At 53.8% G+C, this 20,836-nt stretch carries 27 protein-coding genes; 23 read left to right on the top strand and 4 right to left on the bottom strand.

The features are described from left to right. Positions 1-1,200: an acyl-CoA dehydrogenase family protein gene (locus EYC98_RS13680; protein WP_279245899.1), complete on the top strand. Its 1,200-nt coding sequence runs from the start codon at positions 1-3 to the stop codon at positions 1,198-1,200. 83 nt (positions 1,201-1,283) lie between these two features. Here EYC98_RS13680 and EYC98_RS13675 read toward each other — a convergent pair whose 3' ends face one another. Then, the gene (locus EYC98_RS13675) at positions 1,284-2,252 is read right to left on the bottom strand and encodes a D-2-hydroxyacid dehydrogenase (RefSeq protein ID WP_279245898.1); all 969 of its coding nucleotides are present in this window, start codon (positions 2,250-2,252) and stop codon (positions 1,284-1,286) included. Positions 2,253-2,360: 108 nt separating this feature from the next. Here EYC98_RS13675 and EYC98_RS13670 point away from each other — a divergent pair, with 108 nt between their 5' ends. From EYC98_RS13670 to EYC98_RS13630, 9 genes are all read left to right on the top strand, one after another. Beyond that, on the top strand, positions 2,361-3,224 hold the full coding sequence (locus tag EYC98_RS13670) for an SDR family NAD(P)-dependent oxidoreductase (RefSeq protein WP_279245897.1): 864 nt from the start codon (positions 2,361-2,363) through the stop codon (positions 3,222-3,224). After that, positions 3,221-3,649, top strand: a complete 429-nt coding sequence (locus EYC98_RS13665) for a GlcG/HbpS family heme-binding protein (RefSeq protein WP_279245896.1) — start codon at positions 3,221-3,223, stop codon at positions 3,647-3,649. The genes EYC98_RS13670 and EYC98_RS13665 overlap by 4 nt, the downstream gene beginning before the upstream one ends. 149 nt (positions 3,650-3,798) lie before the next feature. Then, complete coding sequence (locus EYC98_RS13660; protein ID WP_279245895.1) at positions 3,799-4,989, top strand: flavin-dependent monooxygenase; 1,191 nt, start codon at positions 3,799-3,801, stop codon at positions 4,987-4,989. Between the two features lie 152 nt (positions 4,990-5,141). Next, complete coding sequence (locus EYC98_RS13655) at positions 5,142-5,927, top strand: fumarylacetoacetate hydrolase family protein (RefSeq protein WP_279245894.1); 786 nt, start codon at positions 5,142-5,144, stop codon at positions 5,925-5,927. Positions 5,928-6,030: 103 nt separating this feature from the next. Continuing rightward, positions 6,031-6,945, top strand: coding sequence for an acetaldehyde dehydrogenase (acetylating) (locus EYC98_RS13650; protein ID WP_279245893.1), 915 nt, complete (start codon positions 6,031-6,033; stop codon positions 6,943-6,945). Positions 6,946-6,957: 12 nt separating this feature from the next. After that, positions 6,958-7,989, top strand: a complete 1,032-nt coding sequence (gene dmpG, locus EYC98_RS13645) for a 4-hydroxy-2-oxovalerate aldolase (protein WP_279245892.1) — start codon at positions 6,958-6,960, stop codon at positions 7,987-7,989. Between the two features lie 176 nt (positions 7,990-8,165). Then, positions 8,166-8,507, top strand: a complete 342-nt coding sequence (locus EYC98_RS13640; RefSeq protein WP_279245891.1) for a DUF3307 domain-containing protein — start codon at positions 8,166-8,168, stop codon at positions 8,505-8,507. Between the two features lie 68 nt (positions 8,508-8,575). Then, the gene (locus tag EYC98_RS13635; protein WP_279245890.1) at positions 8,576-9,319 is read left to right on the top strand and encodes an enoyl-CoA hydratase/isomerase family protein; all 744 of its coding nucleotides are present in this window, start codon (positions 8,576-8,578) and stop codon (positions 9,317-9,319) included. Between the two features lie 7 nt (positions 9,320-9,326). Beyond that, positions 9,327-9,704, top strand: coding sequence for a hypothetical protein (locus EYC98_RS13630; RefSeq protein ID WP_279245889.1), 378 nt, complete (start codon positions 9,327-9,329; stop codon positions 9,702-9,704). A gap of 44 nt (positions 9,705-9,748) precedes the next feature. On the opposite strand, the gene EYC98_RS13625 is transcribed toward EYC98_RS13630, so the two are convergent. After that, positions 9,749-10,453: an OmpW/AlkL family protein gene (locus EYC98_RS13625; RefSeq protein WP_279245888.1), complete on the bottom strand. Its 705-nt coding sequence runs from the start codon at positions 10,451-10,453 to the stop codon at positions 9,749-9,751. A gap of 160 nt (positions 10,454-10,613) precedes the next feature. Between EYC98_RS13625 and EYC98_RS13620 the strand changes: the two genes are divergently transcribed. The 12 genes from EYC98_RS13620 (at position 10,614) to EYC98_RS13565 (ending at position 18,391) form a co-directional block, all read left to right on the top strand. Next, positions 10,614-10,991: a limonene-1,2-epoxide hydrolase family protein gene (locus tag EYC98_RS13620; RefSeq protein ID WP_279245887.1), complete on the top strand. Its 378-nt coding sequence runs from the start codon at positions 10,614-10,616 to the stop codon at positions 10,989-10,991. Between the two features lie 4 nt (positions 10,992-10,995). Further along, positions 10,996-12,147, top strand: a complete 1,152-nt coding sequence (locus EYC98_RS13615) for a cytochrome P450 (RefSeq protein ID WP_279245886.1) — start codon at positions 10,996-10,998, stop codon at positions 12,145-12,147. A 77-nt stretch (positions 12,148-12,224) separates the two neighbouring features. Continuing rightward, positions 12,225-12,455, top strand: a complete 231-nt coding sequence (locus tag EYC98_RS13610; RefSeq protein ID WP_279245885.1) for a hypothetical protein — start codon at positions 12,225-12,227, stop codon at positions 12,453-12,455. Between the two features lie 259 nt (positions 12,456-12,714). Then, positions 12,715-13,059 carry a hypothetical protein gene (locus EYC98_RS13605; RefSeq protein WP_279245884.1) on the top strand — a complete coding sequence of 115 codons (345 nt, stop codon included), beginning with the start codon at positions 12,715-12,717 and terminating at the stop codon, positions 13,057-13,059. Between the two features lie 233 nt (positions 13,060-13,292). Next, positions 13,293-13,829, top strand: a complete 537-nt coding sequence (locus tag EYC98_RS13600; protein ID WP_279245883.1) for a hypothetical protein — start codon at positions 13,293-13,295, stop codon at positions 13,827-13,829. Between the two features lie 96 nt (positions 13,830-13,925). Then, complete coding sequence (locus EYC98_RS13595) at positions 13,926-14,171, top strand: hypothetical protein (protein ID WP_279245882.1); 246 nt, start codon at positions 13,926-13,928, stop codon at positions 14,169-14,171. 21 nt (positions 14,172-14,192) lie between these two features. After that, positions 14,193-14,387, top strand: a complete 195-nt coding sequence (locus tag EYC98_RS13590) for a hypothetical protein (RefSeq protein ID WP_279245881.1) — start codon at positions 14,193-14,195, stop codon at positions 14,385-14,387. A 109-nt stretch (positions 14,388-14,496) separates the two neighbouring features. Next, positions 14,497-15,219 carry a TSUP family transporter gene (locus EYC98_RS13585; RefSeq protein ID WP_279245880.1) on the top strand — a complete coding sequence of 241 codons (723 nt, stop codon included), beginning with the start codon at positions 14,497-14,499 and terminating at the stop codon, positions 15,217-15,219. 42 nt (positions 15,220-15,261) lie between these two features. Next, entirely contained in the window at positions 15,262-16,128 is an 867-nt protein-coding gene (gene rarD, locus EYC98_RS13580; protein WP_279245879.1) for an EamA family transporter RarD, read from the top strand. 4 nt (positions 16,129-16,132) lie between these two features. After that, a complete protein-coding gene (locus tag EYC98_RS13575) occupies positions 16,133-16,585 on the top strand; it encodes a hypothetical protein (protein ID WP_279245878.1) in 453 nt (150 codons plus the stop codon). Then, a complete protein-coding gene (locus EYC98_RS13570) occupies positions 16,575-17,723 on the top strand; it encodes a helix-turn-helix transcriptional regulator (RefSeq protein ID WP_279245877.1) in 1,149 nt (382 codons plus the stop codon). Before EYC98_RS13575 ends, EYC98_RS13570 begins: the two co-directional genes overlap by 11 nt. Then, positions 17,720-18,391, top strand: coding sequence for an MliC family protein (locus EYC98_RS13565; RefSeq protein ID WP_279245876.1), 672 nt, complete (start codon positions 17,720-17,722; stop codon positions 18,389-18,391). The genes EYC98_RS13570 and EYC98_RS13565 overlap by 4 nt, the downstream gene beginning before the upstream one ends. A 28-nt stretch (positions 18,392-18,419) precedes the next feature. Here EYC98_RS13565 and EYC98_RS13560 read toward each other — a convergent pair whose 3' ends face one another. Beyond that, positions 18,420-18,851 (bottom strand): acyl-CoA thioesterase, encoded by a 432-nt coding sequence (locus tag EYC98_RS13560; protein WP_279245875.1) that lies wholly within the window; start codon positions 18,849-18,851, stop codon positions 18,420-18,422. Positions 18,852-18,855: 4 nt separating this feature from the next. Beyond that, positions 18,856-20,022, bottom strand: coding sequence for an iron-containing alcohol dehydrogenase (locus EYC98_RS13555; protein ID WP_279245874.1), 1,167 nt, complete (start codon positions 20,020-20,022; stop codon positions 18,856-18,858). A 56-nt stretch (positions 20,023-20,078) separates the two neighbouring features. Here EYC98_RS13555 and EYC98_RS13550 point away from each other — a divergent pair, with 56 nt between their 5' ends. Then, positions 20,079-20,822 carry a dienelactone hydrolase family protein gene (locus EYC98_RS13550; protein ID WP_279245873.1) on the top strand — a complete coding sequence of 248 codons (744 nt, stop codon included), beginning with the start codon at positions 20,079-20,081 and terminating at the stop codon, positions 20,820-20,822. Positions 20,823-20,836: the final 14 nt, after the last annotated feature.

Here is a 20,836-nt window from a genome sequence, read left to right as displayed (position 1 = left end):
ATGCAAGCAGAAGCCGCTGTATCACAAGTTATAGTGACGCCTTCGGAGTTTTTAGAACGGGCCCGCGCTATGCACGCTACCCTGCTCGAGCGCCGGCCCGAAGCACGTGAGTTAAGACGGGTGCCTGATCAGACCATTGCCGATTTCAAAGCGGCTGGTTTTTTCAAGATGATGCAACCAGTACGTTACGGCGGATTTGAGATGAACCCGCGCCACTTTTACGAGGTGGTGTTTGAGATAGCCCGCGCTTGCCCTTCCAGTGGCTGGGTGCTGAGCGTACTGGGTGTGCATAACTGGCAGCTTGGTCTGCTCGACGACCGCGCTCAGCAAGATGTCTGGGGTCGCGATGACAATGCGCTGATTGCTTCTTCTTATGCCCCCAAGGGCAAGGTTGTTCCCGAGGAGGGTGGCTATCGATTCTCCGGCCAGTGGCAATTTTCCAGCGGCAGCGATCACAGTGAGTGGATTTTTGTGGGTGGCATGATTCCGCCGGCCAACGAAGGCGATGCGCCAGGTATTTCTTCCTTTCTGATACCCCGCTCGGATTACGAAATAGTGGACGACTGGTTCACTACCGGCTTGCAGGGGTCAGGTAGCAAGCAGTTGGTGGTCAAGGACGCTTTTGTCCCCAGCTATCGGGTGCATGGCTTTGACGAGGGCTTCCGCTGCGTAAGCCCGGGGCAGCAGCTTAATACCAATCCGATTTACAAATTGCCGTTTGGACAGGTTTTTGTGCGGGCGGTCTCAATGCCTGCTGTGGGTGCCACGCAGGGAGCGCTGGACGCATACTGCGAGTACAACGCCAACCGGCTTAATAGCGTGGGCATGCAGGCGAAGGAGTTTCCTGCCAGTCAGTCGGCGGGAGCTGAGGCAAGGTCGGTGATTAGTACCTGCCGACTGAAAATGGCGAACGCCTACGATACCTTACTGGATAAGGCGACCCGCGGCGAAGCTTACTCAGACCTGGAGCGCGCTGAATTTCGTTATGACGCCGCGCGTTCGGTTGATGATTGCGTTAAGGCCGTGCAGCAGCTTCTGGCTAATTCTGGGGGGAGCGCTATTTATCAGGGCAATCGCGTTAACGAAATTTTTCAAGATATGTTGGCCTTCCGCCAGCACGCAGCCAATCAGCCCGACAGTGGCTCCAAGAATGTCGGCGCAGTGCTCTTCGGTCAGCCCAATATGGATATGTTCAGCTGACAGTAATGCAGGCGCCCTGATTCTGAGGGGCGCCATTCTCTGTAGCAAAGTTGACCAAGGTGCACAGGTTTATTACAGACCTGTTAGTACCCCTGGTTAAAATCGATCTCATTCAGTAGCACGTCACCCGCTTGAAAACGGCTGTAGTTCTGGCAAAAAATGTCGACGATAGCTGTCGTGCTGGTGGGCGCTGCCGTATGGCTGGTGATTGTCACATTTTCCATTTGCCACAATGGATCTGATTGAGGCAGCGGCTCTTCCGGAAATACATCGAGTACAGCTCGGCCAAGCTGACCTCGCTGTAAGGCCCGGAACATGTCTGGATAATGAATGCTGTTACCGCGGCCGGCATTGATTAGCACTGCCCCCGGGTTGAGCGCATCAAGCACGCTGTGATTAATAATGCCATCCGTGTCAGGCGTGTCTGGTAACAAGGCAACAAGGTAGTCCAGATGGGTGGCGAATGTCGTTATCGAGCTGCTGTCATAGCAGCGATCGAAGTTTTCTGTAGGAGTGCCCGCAGTATTCAGCCCGCGTGTTTGCATGCCAAAACTTTGGCAGAAGCGAGCCACTTCGGCGCCGATGGAGCCGGTACCGGCAATGCCGATGATTTGTCCCTGGACGCTGCCGTTGGGGCTGTCATCCCAGTGTCTTGCGTTGGCGCGCGACAGCACATCGCGGCGAAACGCAAGTATCCAGGCCAGTACGTACTCAGCCATGGTCCTGCCAAAGATATCCCGGACGCCGGTGAGGCGATAGTCGCGCCGTGGAGCGTCTATTAAGGGTCGGATACCAGCCCAGCTGGACTGCACCCACTGCAAATGTGGACAATGATCCAGCAGCGGGACCAGCATGTCGGGGGCGCCAAACAAAACCTGCGCGGCGTCGCAATGCGGCAGGGCCTGAGCAGGGTCGGGCGCTGCGCGAACTTCCAGATTGGGCAATGCAGCGTTATGCAGAAGCTGGCGGAAAGCTTCTGCATGTTGAGACACTACCAGTAGTTTCACGGGTGCAGGCATATCGTCGCCGACCCGGTCATGTGGGTATACCATAAACCGAAGACTGCTACGGGTGGAGCGCCAAGCGTGGACTCGCCCATAGGGATTCCTCTAGGATGGGCCTTAATACTAAACCAAATCGTAATGCAGTTGGAGGCAGTAATGGGACTTGTCAGTGATCGGGTTGTTGTTGTAACGGGTGCCAGTCGTGGCGCAGGTCGCGGCATAGCGGTGGCTCTTGGGGGTACCGGCGCTACAGTCTACGTGACCGGCCGCACCCGTAATGAGGGTGATGCGCCGTTACCGGGAACCGTCTACGCAACCGCAGAAGCGGTCACCGCCGCCGGAGGTAAGGGTATTGCGGTTATATGCGATCATGCCGACGATGCCCAGGTCGAGGCGTTGTTTGAGCAGGTACGCAGTGAACAGGGCCGGCTCGATATACTGGTGAATAACGCCACCTGTGTGCCTGATGGGCTGACCGCCAGCGGACCATTTTGGGAAAAGCCGTTGTCGCTGACAGAGATATTCGATGTCGGTATGCGCTCGCATTATACCGCCAGCTATTTCGCGGCTCCGTTGCTGCTTGCCAGCGGTTCTGGCCTGGTAGTTAATACCTCTTCTTTTGGTGGCAGAATCTATATGCACGGGCCTGCTTATGGCGCGGGTAAGGCGGCAGCGGACAAGATGGCGCACGATATGGCGGTAGATTTCAGGCCCCACAATGTGGCGGTCATTTCATTGTGGATGGGCTTGTTGTTGACCGAGCGCACTCGCGCCGTATTTGAAGCGGAGCCTGATATGTACGCTGACCTCGCGGCGACAGCAGAGAACCCAGAATTTTCAGGTTTAGTGATCGATCAATTGGCGCGTGACCCGCAGCTGCTGGAAAAAAGCGGTCGGGTATTTATTGGTGCAGAACTGGGTGAAGAATACGGTGTGGTAGATATCAACGGTAAACAGCCGCCGAGTCATCGTGCCTTTTTTGGTGAGACAACCAGCTTCGGCGAGGCCATTGTCGAATGAAGCTTGAAGCCACACAGTCAGTGATCTCACATCAGGCCGCCATGGTGGCGGTCACTGCTGCATTGGAATTTGCCAGTGAACAGGGCTGGGCCATCAGCGTTGCTGTTGTAGATAGTAATGGCCGCTTGCGCGCGTTTGCCCAAATGGATGGGGCACTATTAATTTCCGAGGCCGGCGCAGTGCGTAAAGCCCGTACCGCGTTGGTGGGACTTGGCAGTGCGGAGCTGGCTACCGCATTGGTGGCCGACCCACCGGCAATGCTGGCCTTTGCTCAGCTACCCGATATGTCGCTGCTGGGGGGTGGCTTACCCATCTTGGCTCAGGGGCAGGTGATTGGCGCTATCGGTGTCGGGGGCGCCAGTACTGCCGAGCAGGATGTTGAATGTGCCACCGCTGCATTGAATTATTTCTCCAAACTACATTAATTAATAGCTATAAGTAATTGATAAATATAAATTATGAAAAATACCTCAAACAGGTGATGCCGAGAATAGTGATTCGGCGGTGTAATAAGGGTCTGCCCACAGAAGGCAGCGCGTTATAAAGTTTGTCAGTCCATGAAAAGGTCATCAGTATGAATCAATACAGTATGGGGAGCCCCCGCGCAGAGCATTTGTTACAAGCAGCTCGAGATATGCAGCCAGTGTTGCGGGAGCGCGCTGCCGAGTGCAAGAGTTTACGTCGGGTGCCGGATGAAACCGTCGCTGATTTTAAAGCGGCGGGATTTTTCAAGATCTTGCAGTCCGAGCAATTTGGCGGTTACGCCATGGATCCACAGGTGTTCTATGCGGTTGGTCTGGAAGTCGCCAAAGCCTGCATGTCCAGCGCCTGGGTGCTGGGCGTAGTCGCAGTGCATAATTGGCAGCTGGCTTTGTTTGATGATCAGGCAGCTCAGGACGTTTGGGCTGAAGACCCGGAGGTTTTGATATCTTCGTCTTATGCACCAGTTGGCAAAGTTGTCCCGGTCGATGGTGGGTTTAAGCTGAGTGGCCGCTGGAGCTTTAGTAGTGGCAGCGAGCATTGCAAATGGGTGTTCCTGGGCGCGGTAGTGCCCACTGAAGACGCGCCTTTCGACATGTCGAATTACCGAACCTTCCTGGTGCCTATTGCCGACTATGAAATAGCCGACAACTGGGATGTGGTTGGTTTGCAGGGTACGGGTAGTCATGACGTGATCGTTGAAGATGCGTTTGTACCTGAGCATCGTACTCATAAAGTGATTGATGGCTTCAATTGCGATAACCCCGGCAATGAGATCAATTCAGCGCCACTCTATCGCATGCCGTTTATGCAGGTGTTTGTGCGCGCGGTCTGCACCGCCAGTCTGGGTGCGCTGCACGGCTCGCTGGATAATTTTGTCGAGGTGGCCAAGACACGTCAGGCGGGACCGGTGCCAATGCGCGATGACCCCATGGCTAAATTACTGGCCGCCGAGGTCAAAGCAGAGATCGAGCAGATGAAGCTGGTTATGTACCGTAACTTTGATGCCATGATGGATTGCACCCGTGCGGGTGAGCCAATAGCGGTGGAAGATCGCATTCGTTATCGTTACGACTCTGCCATGGTGGCGGACCGCTGTCTGGCAATGTCGTCAAAGATGTTGAAAGCGGCTGGCTCCAGTGGCATTCGTCAGGGCAGCGAGTTGCTGTCGCGACATCTGGATATTCTCGCCAGTCAGGCCCACGTTGCTAATAACTCGACTCCGTTCGCCATGAATATGGGCGGCGTGCTGTTCGGTCAGCCTAACGCAGACTTCGGACTCTAGCAGTTTCAGAATGCGCTGCCTGGCACACTGGGCGGCGCTGGTTTGGGTTAACAGACTATTAGCCACTGCAAGACGATGGCCGGCGTTATGGGTATTACCCCACTGCGGCTTTGATTTATAATTGCGACCCCGAACTCTGGAACGGCAGTATTATGAAGGCCAATCACATTGAGACCCTTGGCGACGAGCTGTATGAGGCTTTGCGAGGACAGTACACGCTGGCGCCGCTGACCGAGCGCGAGCCCGATATTACTATCGATGATGCCTACCATATTTCGTTGCGCATGCTGCAACGCCGACTGGCCGATGGCGAGGTCGTCACAGGCAAGAAGATTGGTGTGACAAGCGCGCCGGTGCAGGAAATGCTTGGCGTATTTCAGCCAGACTTTGGTTTTCTGACCGACGCCATGGTCTTTGCCGATGGTGCCGACATTTCGATTGCCGATTGCATGATTCAACCGCGCGCCGAAGGCGAGATCGCATTTCGCCTCAAACATGATCTGGTAGGTCCCGGTATCACTGAGCAAGATGTTCTGGATGCTACTGAAACCATCATGCCGTGCTTTGAGATAGTCGACTCACGGATACGTGACTGGAATATTAAAATTGAGGACACGGTTGCCGATAACGCTTCCTGTGGTGTCTATGTGCTGGGCAGCACAGAAGTAGACCCCAGAGATGTCGACCTGCCAGCGTTACATATGACGATTAGTCGCAATGGCGAATTTCACAGTGAAGGTCTGGGTTCAGCCGTGCAGGGTAACCCGCTTACAGCAGTGGCCTGGTTAGCTAATACGCTGGGCCAATTCGACATTCCCTTTCTCGCGGGTGAGGTGATTTTGTCGGGTTCACTGGCACCGCTGATACCGGTGGTAGCGGGCGACCGGATGTCGCTGGAGATTGCCGGTATTGGCGGCTGTAGTTGTAATTTTGTATAGAGAGTCAGACTGTTAAAGGCGCCGCAGGGTATTAGGCGCTGGTAAGCAGAATGGTTTAAATGAGCGGGGCGTATCCGGCTCCGAAAAAGTGGAAACCTGAATTATGGGTCAGAAAATAAAAGCGGCCATTATTGGCCCGGGCAACATCGGCACCGACTTGCTGGTGAAAGCGATGCGCAGCGAGTGGATTGAGCCGGTGTGGATGGTGGGCGTAATAGCGGACTCGCCTGGACTGGCGCGAGCTCAGGAACTGGGTCTGAAAACTACCGCGGACGGTGTTGATGGTATGTTGCCCACTATGCGTGAGGACGGCGTGCAGATTTGCTTTGATGCCACTTCGGCCTATGTGCACGCCGAGAATAGTCGCAAGGTTAATGAGCAGGGCGCGGTGATGATAGACCTCACGCCTGCTGCGATAGGCCCGTTCTGTGTACCCTCGGTTAATCTTGAGGAAGCGGTAGCCGCGCAAGCCATGAACGTGAATATGGTGACCTGCGGTGGTCAGGCAACTATTCCCATGGTGGCTGCTGTATCTCGAGTACAGGCTGTTTCCTATGGCGAAATTGTAGCAACGGTGAGTTCACGTTCAGCGGGTCCTGGTACGCGCAAGAATATCGATGAGTTCACCCGCACCACAGCCAGCGGCATTTCGTCTGTTGGCGGTGCGGCTGAAGGCAAAGCTATTATTGTGATCAATCCGGCAGAGCCACCGCTGATCATGCGCGATACCATTCATTGCCTGACCGTCGACGAGCCGGATCAGGACGCGATTACCGAGTCTGTTCATGCCATGATCGCTGAGGTCCAGAAGTACGTGCCTGGATATAAACTTAAGAATGGTCCGGTATTTGATGACAAGCGCGTCTCCATTTACATGGAAGTAGAAGGGTTGGGAGATTTTTTGCCCAAGTACGCCGGCAACCTCGACATCATGACAGCCGCAGGTCTGCGTACCGCAGAGTTGTATGCCGAGCAGATTATCAGTGGTGCCTTCGTGCCCACCAGTACAGCAGCATAGGAGAAGAGTCTGATGAACCTGGCGGGCAAAAAGATTACCGTACACGACATGTGTTTGCGCGATGGCATGCACCCCAAACAACACCAGATTACCGTTGAGCAGATGGTCACTGTAGCGCGCGCCATGGATGAGGCTGGCGTGCCCATGATCGAAGTGACCCATGGTGATGGGTTAGGCGGAACCAGTGTTAACTATGGTTTCCCTGCGGCGTCGGACGAGGAATACCTGACCGCTGTTTGCAAGGAGATGAAAAATACCAAGGTTTCCGCTTTATTGCTGCCGGGTATCGGCACCGTAGATCATCTGCATATGGCAGTCGATTGCGGTATCAGCACGATTCGAGTTGCCACCCATTGCACCGAGGCAGATGTTTCCGAGCAGCACATTGGGGTAGCGAGTCAGATCGCAGGTCTGGATACGGTGGGCTTTCTGATGATGGCACATATGATTGAGGCGGATGAGTTAGTTACTCAATTGAAATTGATGGAATCTTACGGGGCTACTTGCGTCTATATCACTGATTCTGCCGGCTATATGTTGCCGGATCATGTAACTGATCGCGTGGCGCTAGCGCGTAAAGAGCTGAAACCTGAAACTGAACTGGGTTTTCACGGCCACCATAATCTGGCGATGGGCGTTGCCAACTCGATAGCGGCGGTAGCCGCCGGTGCTAATCGTATCGATGGTTCTATGGCAGGACTGGGTGCGGGTGCAGGCAACACGCCACTGGAAGTATTTATAGCGGTGTGTGACCGCATGGGCATTGAGACCGGCGTTGATACTTTCAAAGCAATGGATATTGCAGAAGACTTGATTGTGCCAATGATGGACGAAATCGTTCGCGTCGATCGGGATGCCTTAACTCTGGGTTACGCTGGGGTTTATTCGTCTTTTCTGCTGTTCGCCAAGCGTAGCGCCGCGAAATACAACCTGTCTTCACGGGATATTCTGGTTGAGCTTGGGCGCCGCCGCACTGTCGGTGGTCAGGAAGATATGATTGAAGACCTTGCGTTGGATATGGCGCGCGAGGCCGGCACGATCTGATCGCGCTCAACAAAAGGCTTGATTGGCGCCGCGCGCATGCGCGGCAGAAGTGTCAAATCAGCTTGTTATTGGGGCTTGATTTTACTTAAGTGTGAACCGGTTCACACTACCCGCTGGGGCGATCAAATCATCACTGTTATGCTTCCCCATCGTTTATTGAACTGGGACTTTTATCTGTGCAGGTACTTGAGCTAGCCTTTCAGCTCCTCGTGGCACATGCCGTTCTGGATTTTGTCCTGCAGCCGGATATTATGGCGGCCGCCAAAAATCCACAGAGCGAACTCCACGCCGACGGTAATCGCGAATTTCCGGCCTGGTTCTATTGGATGGGGTCGCACTCGCTAGGTCACGGCGGGGCTGTGTATTTGATTACCGGCAGCCTGTTGTTGGGTCTACTAGAGGTTTTCCTGCACGCAGTCATTGACTATAGCAAATGCTCCAAGCGCACATCGCTGGCCCAGGATCAGGCGTTGCATCTGCTGTGTAAGGCCGGATATATAGGCTTTCTGCTGCTATAATTTTGCTTTTATTGCGCTAGGGCCACACTATGCTTGCAACGGGTTTGATAGAACGGCGGCAGGCTGCTGTGGCAGAACTAAGCCTTGATAATACTCCCTATAATCCTATCGGTGTTGAACAGGTGGCCGCGCTGGATGAGGCAGTAACGCGCTTGGGCGCCGACCGTTCGGTGCGGGCGATTATTATCAATGGTGCGGGTGGCAAGCATTTCTCCTTGGGAGCCAACCTGAAGCAAGCCGACGCGATCGCTGCGGCTGGTTCGCTGGCATTCTGCCAGCAACGACATGACTTGTACCGACGTATCGAATTACTGGAGAAACCAGTGATTGCGAGTATCAGCGGCTATTGCCTGGGTGGCGGGCTTGAGTTGGCGCTGGCTTGCCATTTTCGCTACGCAGATGCCAGTGCCCGGCTGGCATTGCCTGAGGTTGAACTGGGAACGGCGCCGTTGTGGGGTGGTGCTTATCGTGTCGTGCGTACCGTTGGCCGTGCCGCAGGGCTCGATATGCTGTTGACGGGCCGTCATGTAGAGGCTGACGAAGCGCTGCGCCTGGGTCTGCTGCATCAATGCTATGAGAATCATTCAGAGTTGGAAGCTGGCGTCTGGGCCAGCGCCGAGGCATTGGCGGCCAAAGCGCCGCTTGCTGTCGCAGCGATTTTGCGAGTAGTCAACGGACAACAGGGCATGGGGCCAGAAGAAGCTCTTTCATTCGAGCTACAGGAATTCGATAAGCTGTCTGGAACCCGGGACAATATTGAAGGTATCAGCGCTTTGTTTGAAAAACGTGAGCCACATTTTGTTGGGGAGTGAGGTTTAGATGGAGCGGACTCTAAGGACACTGTCAGTCTGTGTAGTATTGGCTGCTATTAGCTACAGTGCAGCAAAAGTAACAGCTGCGGAAATTGTGCAGGCGCAGGAACAAGAGCTGGAACTGGCGCCACGTAGCAACGAAGAGCCGTGTATTAAGTTAAAGCGTAATGATTTGCTGGAAATTAGTTTCAGTGCTTCAGCAGAAGTGGATTTCAATATTCACTATCATCTGGAAAGTCAGGTGCGTTTCCCGGTCAATCTAAAACAGCAGCGAGAGTATAAGTACAGCTATGTTGCGCCGGCTGCGCGAGAGTATTGTCTGATGTGGACCAACAAAAATGCGCTGCCGCTGCGCCTGAGCTATCGGTATCAGGTGCAGCGGTAACGTAGACAGCGCCGTCATCACGATTGAAATGAGTGCAGCCGCGTTTAAAAGGTATACGCGACACCGATCATATAAACCCAAGGGTCCAGCTCAACATCAAACTTTACGTCGCCCAACTCAGTGCCGATAGTAGCTTTGGTGTCGATATCGATCCACCACAAACCAGCGTTCAGCGCCCAGCGATCATTGAGTGGTATATCAATGCCAGCCTGCAGGGCCACGCCCCAGGAATTGTTCAGGCTCAAGCTTGCGGGAACCGGGTCAGTGACACCGGTGACGGGTTCGGTAATAACACCAAGGGCAGCTTCTAATTCAGGGTCTACCTCTTCATCAAAAAATCCGGTGTAGTTGATCCCCAGGCCGAGATAAGGTTGCCAGCCGTCGTTGCCGCCGCGCGGGTACCATTGCAATGTCAGAGTGGGTGGCAGGTGCTTGGTCGAACCTGCCGCCAGGTCCGTATTGGAAATCGATATATCATGCTCGAATGGTGTGGCAGCCAGTAGTGATACGCCCCACTTATCCCTGAACATATAAGTGCCAGTTATGCCCAGTTGGGTGTCGGAGTCGACATCGACACCATCCAGTGTGACCAGTCCTGCGATATCAATGGGGTCACTTGAGGCGTCCGGGTCTACCATTGCAGCGCCAACGCGAATAATCCAGTCGCCCTGGTCGGCAAAACTGATAGCGGGAGCAATGATTACAGTGGCAAGCAAAGCGCTTGTCGCAATGAGTTTTGTGGTCGACATTTAGTATCTTCTCCTGGTGGGTTTACAGCATAAATATTTTAACCAATGCGCCTGTTGACCGTATTGATATCAATCAAGGGGGAGCGCTTTCAGCAATCGGGTTTCGCAATACTCCGGCATGCGCTAGAGTGAGGTTCGTTTTTCTGGGAGGAATATCGGCATGGCAACTAATAGCGATTTGGTGCAACAGTTTTGCGGTTTGTGGTCCAGTATGGATATCGACAGAATTGTTGAATGCTTCACCGACGATGCAATCTATACCAATATTCCGATAGATCCGCCCAATGTGGGTAAGGACATGATCAGGACGACTATAGAAGGCTTTACCGGAATGGCATCGACGGTAGAGTTTGTGGTGCTTAATCAATCCGAGAGTGCCAGTGGAGTGGTCATGAACGAGCGCATTGATCGATTCCTGATGGGTGACAAGTGGGTGGAGTTGCCGGTCATGGGTGTGTTTGAGTTGCGCGATGGAAAAATTTGTCACTGGCGTGACTATTTTGATATGAACCAATTTATGGGCCAGATGCCAGCGTAGCTCTATGTCGGATATAGATTTTGCTATTGGCGAATTCCCCGACTTGCACCAGTTATTAACGCAGCTGCGTGAACAGTCACCGGTAGTGCGGGTCAGTTTCGCAGGAGTGCCCACCTGGCTTGTACTGGGCAATGCTGAAGTACGGCAGGTGATTGGCGACGACGAGTTTCTGTCCGCGCCAGCGGCGTACAAACAGCTGCTTGAGCCGAGCATGGGGGAGGTCTTGCCCACCATGACGGGCACACGACACCGGCAGCACCGCGCCGCGGTTGCCTCGGTGTTTTTCCCGCGCAAAATGCGCGAATTGGCTGAAACCGTATTCACCGACGAAGCGCGTAAATTGGTAGCTGGTTTCGAAGCCGGTCAGTCGCTGGACCTGGTGAGTCAATTCACCCGCCACTATACCTTTAACAATATTACCCGGCTGTTGGGTTTGCCGGCTGCCGACTCGCCGCGGCTGCATGACTGGGCTGATCGCATCATGCATAGCTATATCGATTTGCCTGCAGCCATTAGCGCCTGTTCAGAAATGGGTGAGTACCTCGGCCCCGTGGTGGCGGCCCGCAGACTGAAACCTGAACAGGATATGATTTCGTTACTGCTGGAGACAGAAGTGGATGGGAGTGCCTTATCTGATGAAGAGATATTTGCCTTCTGTCGCAACCTGTTTCCCGCCGCCATCGACACCAGTACCAACACACTGGGAACAACACTGGCGGTTGTGTTGGACGATCCTACTCTGCGTGAGATGGCTCATGCCGGCGGTAAGCCGCTGGAGGCGCTGTTACAGGAAGTACTGCGCTGGGAGCCGGCTCTAGTGATGGTCCCGCGTGAGTGCGTGCGTAGCTTTGAGCTAGGAGGCTCGCAGATAAATCAGGGTGAGCAGGTACGGTTGTGCATTTCAGCCGCTAATAGTGACCCGGCGGTGTATGAGCGGCCGCGTGAATTTGATTACACTCGAACAGACAGCCACCTGTCTTTCGGTCACGGTGAGCACTTCTGTCTTGGCAGTCATATGGCTAGGCGGGTGATAGAGACGGGCGTGCAAGTCCTGCTGCAGAAATTCCCCGATGCGAGGCTGGACCCCGATCACGAAGTTGTTATCTGTGGGGGTGTACTGCGTGGGCCGCGTGAACTGCGGGCGATTCTTAATTGAGATGGCCGCTTTCGCCTATTAGTCGACATCGGTCTACACTGAAAAAGGGATGTTAAAGGCTGAAAGGTAAGACTGCCATGGAAACCCAGATTCGGTTTTTCAAAAAGAATAGAGCAGCCATTATTGTTTTTTTGGTTTTGGGTGCTGGTCCTCTTGTATTAGGTACTTTTCTCATAGAAACAGGTACGCCACCAGGCGTCGTTGGTTTTTCGATTTTTTTACCCTGGACACTGATATGGCCAATAGTCGTAGTGTGCTATCTGATCTCCTTGGCGGTTAAATCAAGGAGAGCAAAAGAACCTGAATGAAATCTTGGTATGGAAAAGGCGGAAGCTGAGGAAAAGTTGAAGGGCCCGCTTTGAGGTGCGGGTTCAACCGGTCGTGGAATCCATCTGCCCTAACGTCGGCTTTCGCCTACGAACGGACATTAGGCTAAACTTAATTTCAGGCGTCTGCTTCCGGCTCATACCAGACGCTCGGGGTAAGTAAATTGTTTGTGTCTTGAGGACCAATAAACAGATGGAGAGCGCACATTATGAGTGGCACTAGTTACGAGGATATCTGACTGTGCGAGCACCAACTAAACTTTCAACTTGCATCGGAAAAGGCCGCGAGCCTCACGACACGCTGCAGAGGCTGCAATCGGAAGGACTACTGCGAGATGGTGTAGATGAGGAGAAAGTGTTCCGGATTATTGTTGCTGCGTTCATCAAAGAAATCGATCATTCCATCTCGGAACGCAAAAGGGAAAAACGTTGTCTCCGAAAAGAAAAGTTTGGCATTACCGTGTACTACGGTGACATGCCGTATATGCCACCAGCGGGCGAATTCAGTGCTCACAAGCTGCTGGACGCACCGCTCAAGCCGTTCCTGAGCCCCAAAGGATTGAGATATATGGAGACTTTAGAATAACTCAAATTTTTCGAATGGCGCGGGCGTAGTCGTTATAGAGCACATTACCAAAGTCCCCTCATGGCACATAGCAGGCTCTAAATAGGCCGGTTTAAGCCCCTGGCCAATGTCCGCTCTGAGGTGAAAGCAGACGTTAGCTCAGTCCTGGATCTGATCAGCCCTGATGTCCGTTCTCGCCTATTAACAGGCATCGGGGTACCCTTGTTGGGCAGCTAAAAATAAGGAAAAAAAGAATGGAAACGCTGGATATACTAATACTGGGAGTTGAGGCATCTATCGCATTGGCGGGGTTTGCAGGGATTATCGCAACCTTTCAATTTTCTGGTGACAAAGAAACACGCCGCGGCGATGCCGTTGGTTTAACAATGATTCTCCAATTCTCGTTATTGACGTCACTGATATGTTCCATTGCCATTCTTCTATACTCCTTCAATATCAAGGAAACAACGCTCTGGGCTATATGCAGTGCAATCTCAGCAGGTTTGCAGGCTTGGGGGTCGCTTGCTGTGCAAAAGAGTATGAGGGGCGTAGGTAGAACAAAATCCTTGGTAAGATTGACGTTAATCTTACAAAGCCCAAGTTCGGTTTTGATCTTGATTAACGTTATGAATGCTTCAGATATTTACTTTCACCGAGAGGCAGGACCTATTATTGCTAGCATCATATACACATTGTGTATTGCTGGTTTTATGTTTTCTCGCCTGCTTCTTCTACCTGTTTGGAGAAATGTCCGCATACAAGAGGCGGCTAAGCGAGCGGCCGCTAATTGAGGTAGGACTGCCTCCCTGCACTTTGTCCTAAACAGTTACACTGCTACCACTATTTTTGCCCCTACTGGGTGAGACACTACACAGGCCTGACTTGTAATGAGTGATCACGGATTTTTGGAGGTCGCCTCCGCCGAAGAACCAGACTCCCGGCAGCGCATGTTTATGCGCTACTTCACAGCAATCTTGATTGATCTGGTAGTGATTAATCTTTATGCCGAGTATTGGCAAATGGTGGAGCTGTCTTCATTCACTGTGTCGCTTGCCGTGGCGCTGCTGCTACAGGTGCTACTGACGATAACCCTGAAAATTGAACATCGCGTGGCGGCGTTCTTCAATGCATGAGAGGGAGGCTTTGCACGGTTCATGCGCTTCTTCAGCGCTTGGGTAATCCTGTTCGTATCCAAACTGATTATTTTTTGTGTGATCGATTTTGCCTTCGGCCAGCAGATACGTTTTCTCGGTCCATGGCATGGCGTCATCGCGTTTATTGTGGTGGTCGTTACTATGCTCTTAGCCGAGGAGGTGGTTGCGCGGTTGTGTCGACGCCTTGGAACCTAACTTTTATAGGCGGTTAATAGTACTGAAGAATGTGTGAGCGATTGCCAGCATCAGTCTTGAGCCGCAAATCGGTCTACAATATAAGTTCATCTGGGAGTGGGAAACCAAAGTGGGAGAATACTGGCTGGTGCTAGCCGCATTCCTGACGTCTGCTTTTGCAGGCGTGTTTGGCATGGGCGGTGGCGTGCCGCTGATAACACTGATGCCGGGTGTGGTCCCTGTGCTAGCTATAATCCCAGTGCATGCCATGACCCAGTTGGCGAGCAATGGCTCTCGGGCACTATTTGGTTGGCGTCATATCGATCGCTCGCTGATATTGCCGTTTGTTGTTGGAGGTCTGGGTGGGGCTGCGGGTGGCGGGCTACTGATTGATGCTATTAACCTCGACTGGCTGCCGATATTGATCGGTATAGTGATACTGGTTATTACCTGGTTGCCGTTGCCAGCGGCGGGGGGTGATGGCGGTTTTGCTATGGCGATGCTGGGCTTTTACCAGACCGGCGTGGGTATGCTGGTGGGTGCTACTGGTCCGCTGGGCGCTGCCTTGTTGGCAAGGCGCAATAAGCAACGCGACTGGTTGGTGGTGAACACTGCAGTTTATATGGCGCTGAATCATCTACTCAAGGTGTTGGCGTTTCTTGTGCTGGGTTTTAGTTTTGCGGCATATGCGCCACTCATTGGGGGTATGATGCTGGCGGTCATAGCGGGCTCCTGGGTTGGCACGCGCTTGCGCCAGTATCTGCCGCAGGGCAATTTTCAGTTTTGGTTCAAGCTCCTGGTGACGATACTGGCGCTGCGGATGATACTGATTTCATTGCCGGAATTAAGTTAACCTCGCGGGCTGTCGCACTGCGTTTTGGGGTGAAGCACAATAATGAATAAAGGCCTGTTACTGGCGACTACAGCCTACCTGATCTGGGGCTTTGCCGCTCTTTATTGGGTGCAGGCTGACCCGGTGGGCGCCGCTGACCTGGTGGCTCACCGTGCTCTGTGGTCACTACCCTTTGTGGCGTTATGTCTGTTATGGGTTGGGCATTTGCGTGCCGCGTTATCCCATCTTGCCAACCCGCGTACCATGTTGATCGTCTGCTGCGCGGCCGCTTTGCAGGCAATCAACTGGGGTGTCTTTCTGTGGGCGGTGACGAATGAGCGTGCCACTGAAGCAAGCTTGGGCTACTTTCTGCTACCGTTGATCAATGTGGTGATCGGTATTGTGCTGTTTAAGGAAAGCATAGGCCGAGCCCAACAAATCGCCATAGCCTTTGCCGCAATAGGGATGTTGCTGCTTATCGTAGAGAATCGTGGTCTGCCCTGGGTGGCGTTAGGGGTTGCCGTCAGTTTTGGTATCTATGGTGCAGTGCGCAAGGCCGTGGCACTGGAGGCGGTAGAAGGTCTGTTTCTAGAGACTTTGGTAATGGCGCCCTTTGCATTGGTGTGGATCATTCTGGAGCGGGGCGCGGGATTAGGGCGCTATGGCCTCAAAGTGGACCTGATATTGATAGGGGCGGGTGTGATGACCGCCGTGCCGCTGATGTGCTACGTGGCTGCCTCGCGGCTGACGGCACTGTCGGCATTGGGCCTGGTTTTCTACATCGGTCCCAGTACGCAATTACTGGTGGCTATCTGCATTTTTGGCGAACCTATGAACCCGGTGCAGTTGGCGAGTTTTGCACTGGTCTGGCTGGGCTTGGGGTTTGTTGCAGCGGATACTTTGCGGCGCCTGCGAAGTGTGAGAGGCTAGCGCCATGACAGAGACTAATTTTAAACACCAATACGAGGGCGGCTGCCGCTGTGGCGGCGTTGCTGTGACCTATTTCTGTAATACGCAGGCCAGTGCCACGCCGGTGCGAAGCTGTGGCTGCGAATACTGTTCGCCCCAGCAACATGCTTTCGTGTCCACTCCCGAAGCCATGATCACCGTGCAGGTGAAGCATCCCCATATTATCTATTCCCATCGCTTTGGTACCTATAGCGCTGGTTTTTGCCACTGTGCGGTCTGCAATGAACTGGTTTTTGTGCGGGCTGAAATTGACGGCGAGACTTATGCGGCGGTCAGCGTGCAGGCGCTTCACCTTGCCGATGAGTTTACTGCGGCTGCGGCTTTTGATTTTGACGCCGAGAGCGATGAGCAGAGGAACACACGCCGGCGCCAGTCATGGACCGCAAACTTTTCACTGACAGTGGCCAATGCCAACTGATCCAGACTTGGGCGAGTTGCTGGGTGCGCTCTACGAAGGGCCGCTGGAAGACCCTCCCTGGAGTTCATTTTTAACCTTACTGCGCAGTGTATTCGTTGCCGATGCGGTTACTTTACTGCTCAATGCACCCCTGCAGAGCGCACCTGATAGTAGCGCACCCGTCGCCAACTCACGCATGCAATTACTATCCGATGGCGGTTCCACCTCCCATATTGAGAGCTATACTCAAGGGCAATTCTTGCTAGATCCGATGGTCAATTTACCCGCTGGAAAAGTTATTTCTCTGCGCGAGTTCATGAGCGAAGCAGAGTTGCTCGCCAGCGAGTTTTACCAGGTAATACTGGCGCCGCAAAACTGGTATGACTTTTTGGCGGTAGACCTGCGTGTCAACGGAGAGATTGATGCCCGTATGCGCATCGGGCGTTATCGCGGAGCGCCGCGATTTGGGGAAGCGGAAAAACAGCGCTTGCAGGATTTACTGCCACATATTGAACGCGCCATTCGACTGCATACGCGTGTGCGGCGCCTGGAAAGTGAGAGAGCCGTATACGCGGGAGTTGTTGCGCAGATGTCGGTCGCGACAATTCTGCTGGATGAAAATGGCACTATTGTGTCCTGCAACGAACTGGCCGAGGCTTTATTGGCTGAGGGCGATGGAATCACGGCGTCTGATGGACACTTGGTGTTGTGCAAGCGAGAGCAAACCAATGAACTGCTGGCTTTGGTAAGTCGGGTCTTTCAGGCGCAGCAACACAACGATATCATGGCAGTCGAAGCCCTACGTGTTGAGCGACCCAGCGGCGCTGGTGATCTGGGTGTTCTAATTCGGCCTGTACCTGGCGCGGAGGCCAGGCAGGTGCATTCGATACCGACGGTGGCTATTTTCATCAGCAACCCCGAGTCACAGGCGGAAGCTCCTGTTCAAGTAATTACCCGCTTGTTTGGTCTGACACCAACTGAGGCAGCATTAACGATGTTACTAACCAATGGTTTGACGCTAGACGAGGCCTCGCTTGAATTGGGGGTCAGTCGCAATACCACCCGTACCCATTTACGCTCGGTATTCAGTAAAACCGGGGTCAGTCGCCAGACCATGTTGGTACGATTGATTCTAAAGTCCGTGGCGCCGCTGGCATGAGCTTGCACAACGGTTACTGGCCGTCCTTGCTTATCGTGTCACTGTTGGCGGGTTGCGCCGGTCAGCAGGCCGAGGAGCCAGCTCAGGAAGCTGAGATGAGTCGCACCCTGGTATACGAATGCGATCAGGACGAGCTGGTTGCCAGCGTCCGTGGAGAACAGCTAGCCCTGTATGCTGGCGAGGAAGTCTATGAACTGACTCGAGTGGTTAGCGCCTCCGGTGAAAAATATGAAGTGGGCCAAACCAGTGTTTGGAGCAAGGGAAGTTCTGCGATTATTGCTATCCGCGGTATTCGCTACACCAATTGTCGCCTAAACGCCGCACGGGCACCTTGGGAAGAGGCGCGACGTCGGGGCGTGGAGTTTCGTGGAGTAGGGCAGGAGCCGGGCTGGTTGGTGGAGATTACCCCCGGTGGAAAGATATTACTGGTTACCGGGTATGGTCAGCAACGCTGGCTATTTGATACACCTGATCCGTTGCTGTCAGAAGAGGCAACAATCTACCAGACCAGCGCCAATGGCAAGCAGCTAAAAATCACCCTGCAAACCGAGCATTGTCAGGACACTATGTCCGGAGAAGTGTTTGAGAACGCGGTTATCGTAGAGTTAGACGAGCGCCGCCTGCAGGGCTGTGGTTCGGCGTTGGAACCAGACTGGCAGTGGGAGTGAAAGTGAAAGTTGGCGCACCTGGCTTACTTTAAACCAGCACCGATTCCAGCGCCTGCTTCAGTTTGCCATCGATCGCCACAGGGCGCTCACTGACACGGTCGACAAAGACATGGGTGAAGGTGCCCCAGGCCGCGGCATCATCAATGTCCTGGCGGAAAATCCCTATTCCGTATTCCACTGAACTGTTGCCCAGACGATTGACACGAAAGCCTGCCTCCACGGATTCGGGATAGGCAATGGCGCTGTTGTAGTTACACTGTGAGTGAACAATATAGCCAATGCGGTCACCGCCCTGTATATCTATGCCACCTTCGGTAATGAGAAAATTGTTGGCGATGGTGTCAAACCAGGAATAGTAGATCACGTTATTGACGTGCCCGTAGATATCGTTGTCCAGCCAGCGTGTGGTGATTGGCTGGAACCAGCGATAGTCTTCACGGTGGTGAATTTCTTGACTCATGAATTCAATCCTTCCAGGCAGCTTGGTAGATCGCCAGCGCATCGGCTTCTTCAACGACCCGGGGGTTATTAATCAATAGACGCTGCTGCAGCATTGCATCGGCTGCCAGCACTGGTAATGCAGAGGCTTCTATATTCATTGCTTCTAGTGACGCGGGCAACTGCAGGTCGGCGATTAGCGTTTGTAGCCAGTTAATCAGTGCCGCGCTATCTTTGTGGTCGTCGCCGCAGCACTGCTCAGGTAGTAAGTGGTTGGCTAGTTCTGCGTATTGCGCGCTGGCCACGTCTGACTCAGCGTTAAAGCGCAGCACGTGAGGCAGCACCAATGAGTTACTCAGCCCATGCGGGATATGAAAGTGTCCACCTAATGGATAGGCCAGGGCATGGACAGCAGCGACCGGGGCGTTAGCGAACGCCTGACCGGCCAGACAGGCGCCTAACAGCATCGCCTGACGTGCATCGACACTATCGCCCTGGTGGGTCGCCTCGCGAATATTGTCAGCCAGCAGGGTCAGCGCCTGACGTGCCAGCATGTCTGAGTAGGGGTTCTTCTTGTGGGCGCTGGTATAAGCCTCAATAGCGTGCACCATGGCATCGATGCCGGTGGCAGCGGTAATCGGCGCAGGTAGCCCTAGTGTCAGCTGAGCGTCCAGCAAGGCAACGTCGGGTAATAACTGATTGGCCACCACACCGGCTTTGGTGGTCTCGCCCGTGGTAACAATGGCTACCGCGGTAACTTCGGAACCAGTGCCGGCGGTTGTCGGTACCAGAACCAGTGGCAGGCGCTGGCCTTGAGCTTGATCTACCCCGTAAACGTCCGCCAAACTCTCGCCGGACCGTGCTAGCAAAGCGACCAACTTGGCTGTGTCCATAGAGCTGCCGCCACCAAATCCAATCACCCCGTCAACGGATTCCGTCAGCGCCAGCTGCAGTGCCTGCTCGACGACCGATTCAGGCGGGTCTGCTACTACATCGGTAAACGCCAGTAGCGGCAGGTCGGCGTCGCTCAGGGCTGCCTCGAGCTGAGCTAACAGTCCGATTTTGACAATGCCGGCATCGCTTATGATCAGTGGGCGGGTAATATTCAGGCTGGCGCAAATAGCGCCGATCCGCTGCAAAGCACCGGGCTCACTGATGATGGATTTGGTGGTATTGAAGGTAAACGCTTTCATAAGTCAGGCGGCTGGTTATACTTGTCGGGTAATGATTCTAAGGAGTTTAAACCGTTATGCCTACAGTAAATTCAGGTGCCGGTAGCCAGGTCAGCTATTTTAGCGGAGACACGGAATTGCGAGGGTACTTTGCGGCTCCCGAAGGCGTTACGAATGCGCCCTGCGTGATCGTTGTTCACGAATGGTGGGGTATCAATGACTATATTCGTCGCCGCGTCGATATGCTCGCAGAGTTGGGCTTTTGTGCCCTGGCGGCCGATATGTATGGCGCTGGTCGCGAGGCGCTAACTCCGGATGATGCCGGTGCGCTGATGCAGGGGGTTCTTGATGATCCGACAGCAGTACCGCAACGCTTTGGCGCTGCGCTCGAGTGGCTGCGAGGCAAGTCTGAAGTTGATGCTGGTCGGGTAGCAGCCATTGGTTATTGTTTTGGCGGCGCAGTGGCGTTGGCTATGGCGCGCGCCGGGATGGATCTGGCAGCCGTGGCCAGTTTTCACGGGGTATTAGAAACCGCAACTCCCGCTCAGCCCGGGCAGATCAAAGCGCGCATAGCCGTTTACCACGGTAATGATGACGGCATGATTCCTGCTGAGCAGGTGACAGCGTTTGATGCAGAGATGAAGGCCGCTGGTGCGGATTACGAAATTATTGGTTATGACGGTGCGGGGCACGGTTTTAGCAGCCCAGAAGCTGACCGTAATGGGGAACTGTATGGAATTCCGGTGGCCTACAATCAGGCAGCCGACGCAGACTCCTGGGCGAAGTTGCAACAACTTCTGGCCGCGACACTGCGTCGCTGACGCAGGCTAGGTTG

Origin of the sequence: Candidatus Litorirhabdus singularis (genome assembly GCF_026262625.1) — a bacterium.
Taxonomy (GTDB): Bacteria; Pseudomonadota; Gammaproteobacteria; order Pseudomonadales; family Halieaceae; genus Litorirhabdus; species Litorirhabdus singularis.
This window is presented reverse-complemented; position numbering and strand designations above follow the sequence as displayed.

Excerpts from the sequence above, each read along its gene's own strand:
- EYC98_RS13555 (WP_279245874.1), bottom strand. The coding sequence starts at position 20,022 with ATGAAAGCGTTTACCTTCAATACCACCAAATCCATCATCAGTGAGCCC.
- EYC98_RS13650 (WP_279245893.1), top strand. The coding sequence starts at position 6,031 with ATGGGTCAGAAAATAAAAGCGGCCATTATTGGCCCGGGCAACATCGGC.
- EYC98_RS13660 (WP_279245895.1), top strand. The coding sequence starts at position 3,799 with ATGAATCAATACAGTATGGGGAGCCCCCGCGCAGAGCATTTGTTACAA.
- EYC98_RS13620 (WP_279245887.1), top strand. The coding sequence starts at position 10,614 with ATGGCAACTAATAGCGATTTGGTGCAACAGTTTTGCGGTTTGTGGTCC.
- EYC98_RS13570 (WP_279245877.1), top strand. The coding sequence starts at position 16,575 with ATGCCAACTGATCCAGACTTGGGCGAGTTGCTGGGTGCGCTCTACGAA.
- EYC98_RS13575 (WP_279245878.1), top strand. The coding sequence starts at position 16,133 with ATGACAGAGACTAATTTTAAACACCAATACGAGGGCGGCTGCCGCTGT.
- EYC98_RS13600 (WP_279245883.1), top strand. The coding sequence starts at position 13,293 with ATGGAAACGCTGGATATACTAATACTGGGAGTTGAGGCATCTATCGCA.
- EYC98_RS13665 (WP_279245896.1), top strand. The coding sequence starts at position 3,221 with ATGAAGCTTGAAGCCACACAGTCAGTGATCTCACATCAGGCCGCCATG.
- EYC98_RS13595 (WP_279245882.1), top strand. The coding sequence starts at position 13,926 with ATGAGTGATCACGGATTTTTGGAGGTCGCCTCCGCCGAAGAACCAGAC.
- EYC98_RS13565 (WP_279245876.1), top strand. The coding sequence starts at position 17,720 with ATGAGCTTGCACAACGGTTACTGGCCGTCCTTGCTTATCGTGTCACTG.
- EYC98_RS13655 (WP_279245894.1), top strand. The coding sequence starts at position 5,142 with ATGAAGGCCAATCACATTGAGACCCTTGGCGACGAGCTGTATGAGGCT.
- EYC98_RS13675 (WP_279245898.1), bottom strand. The coding sequence starts at position 2,252 with ATGGTATACCCACATGACCGGGTCGGCGACGATATGCCTGCACCCGTG.
- EYC98_RS13560 (WP_279245875.1), bottom strand. The coding sequence starts at position 18,851 with ATGAGTCAAGAAATTCACCACCGTGAAGACTATCGCTGGTTCCAGCCA.
- rarD (WP_279245879.1), top strand. The coding sequence starts at position 15,262 with ATGAATAAAGGCCTGTTACTGGCGACTACAGCCTACCTGATCTGGGGC.
- EYC98_RS13670 (WP_279245897.1), top strand. The coding sequence starts at position 2,361 with ATGGGACTTGTCAGTGATCGGGTTGTTGTTGTAACGGGTGCCAGTCGT.
- EYC98_RS13630 (WP_279245889.1), top strand. The coding sequence starts at position 9,327 with ATGGAGCGGACTCTAAGGACACTGTCAGTCTGTGTAGTATTGGCTGCT.
- dmpG (WP_279245892.1), top strand. The coding sequence starts at position 6,958 with ATGAACCTGGCGGGCAAAAAGATTACCGTACACGACATGTGTTTGCGC.
- EYC98_RS13610 (WP_279245885.1), top strand. The coding sequence starts at position 12,225 with ATGGAAACCCAGATTCGGTTTTTCAAAAAGAATAGAGCAGCCATTATT.
- EYC98_RS13680 (WP_279245899.1), top strand. The coding sequence starts at position 1 with ATGCAAGCAGAAGCCGCTGTATCACAAGTTATAGTGACGCCTTCGGAG.
- EYC98_RS13625 (WP_279245888.1), bottom strand. The coding sequence starts at position 10,453 with ATGTCGACCACAAAACTCATTGCGACAAGCGCTTTGCTTGCCACTGTA.
- EYC98_RS13590 (WP_279245881.1), top strand. The coding sequence starts at position 14,193 with ATGCGCTTCTTCAGCGCTTGGGTAATCCTGTTCGTATCCAAACTGATT.
- EYC98_RS13615 (WP_279245886.1), top strand. The coding sequence starts at position 10,996 with ATGTCGGATATAGATTTTGCTATTGGCGAATTCCCCGACTTGCACCAG.
- EYC98_RS13550 (WP_279245873.1), top strand. The coding sequence starts at position 20,079 with ATGCCTACAGTAAATTCAGGTGCCGGTAGCCAGGTCAGCTATTTTAGC.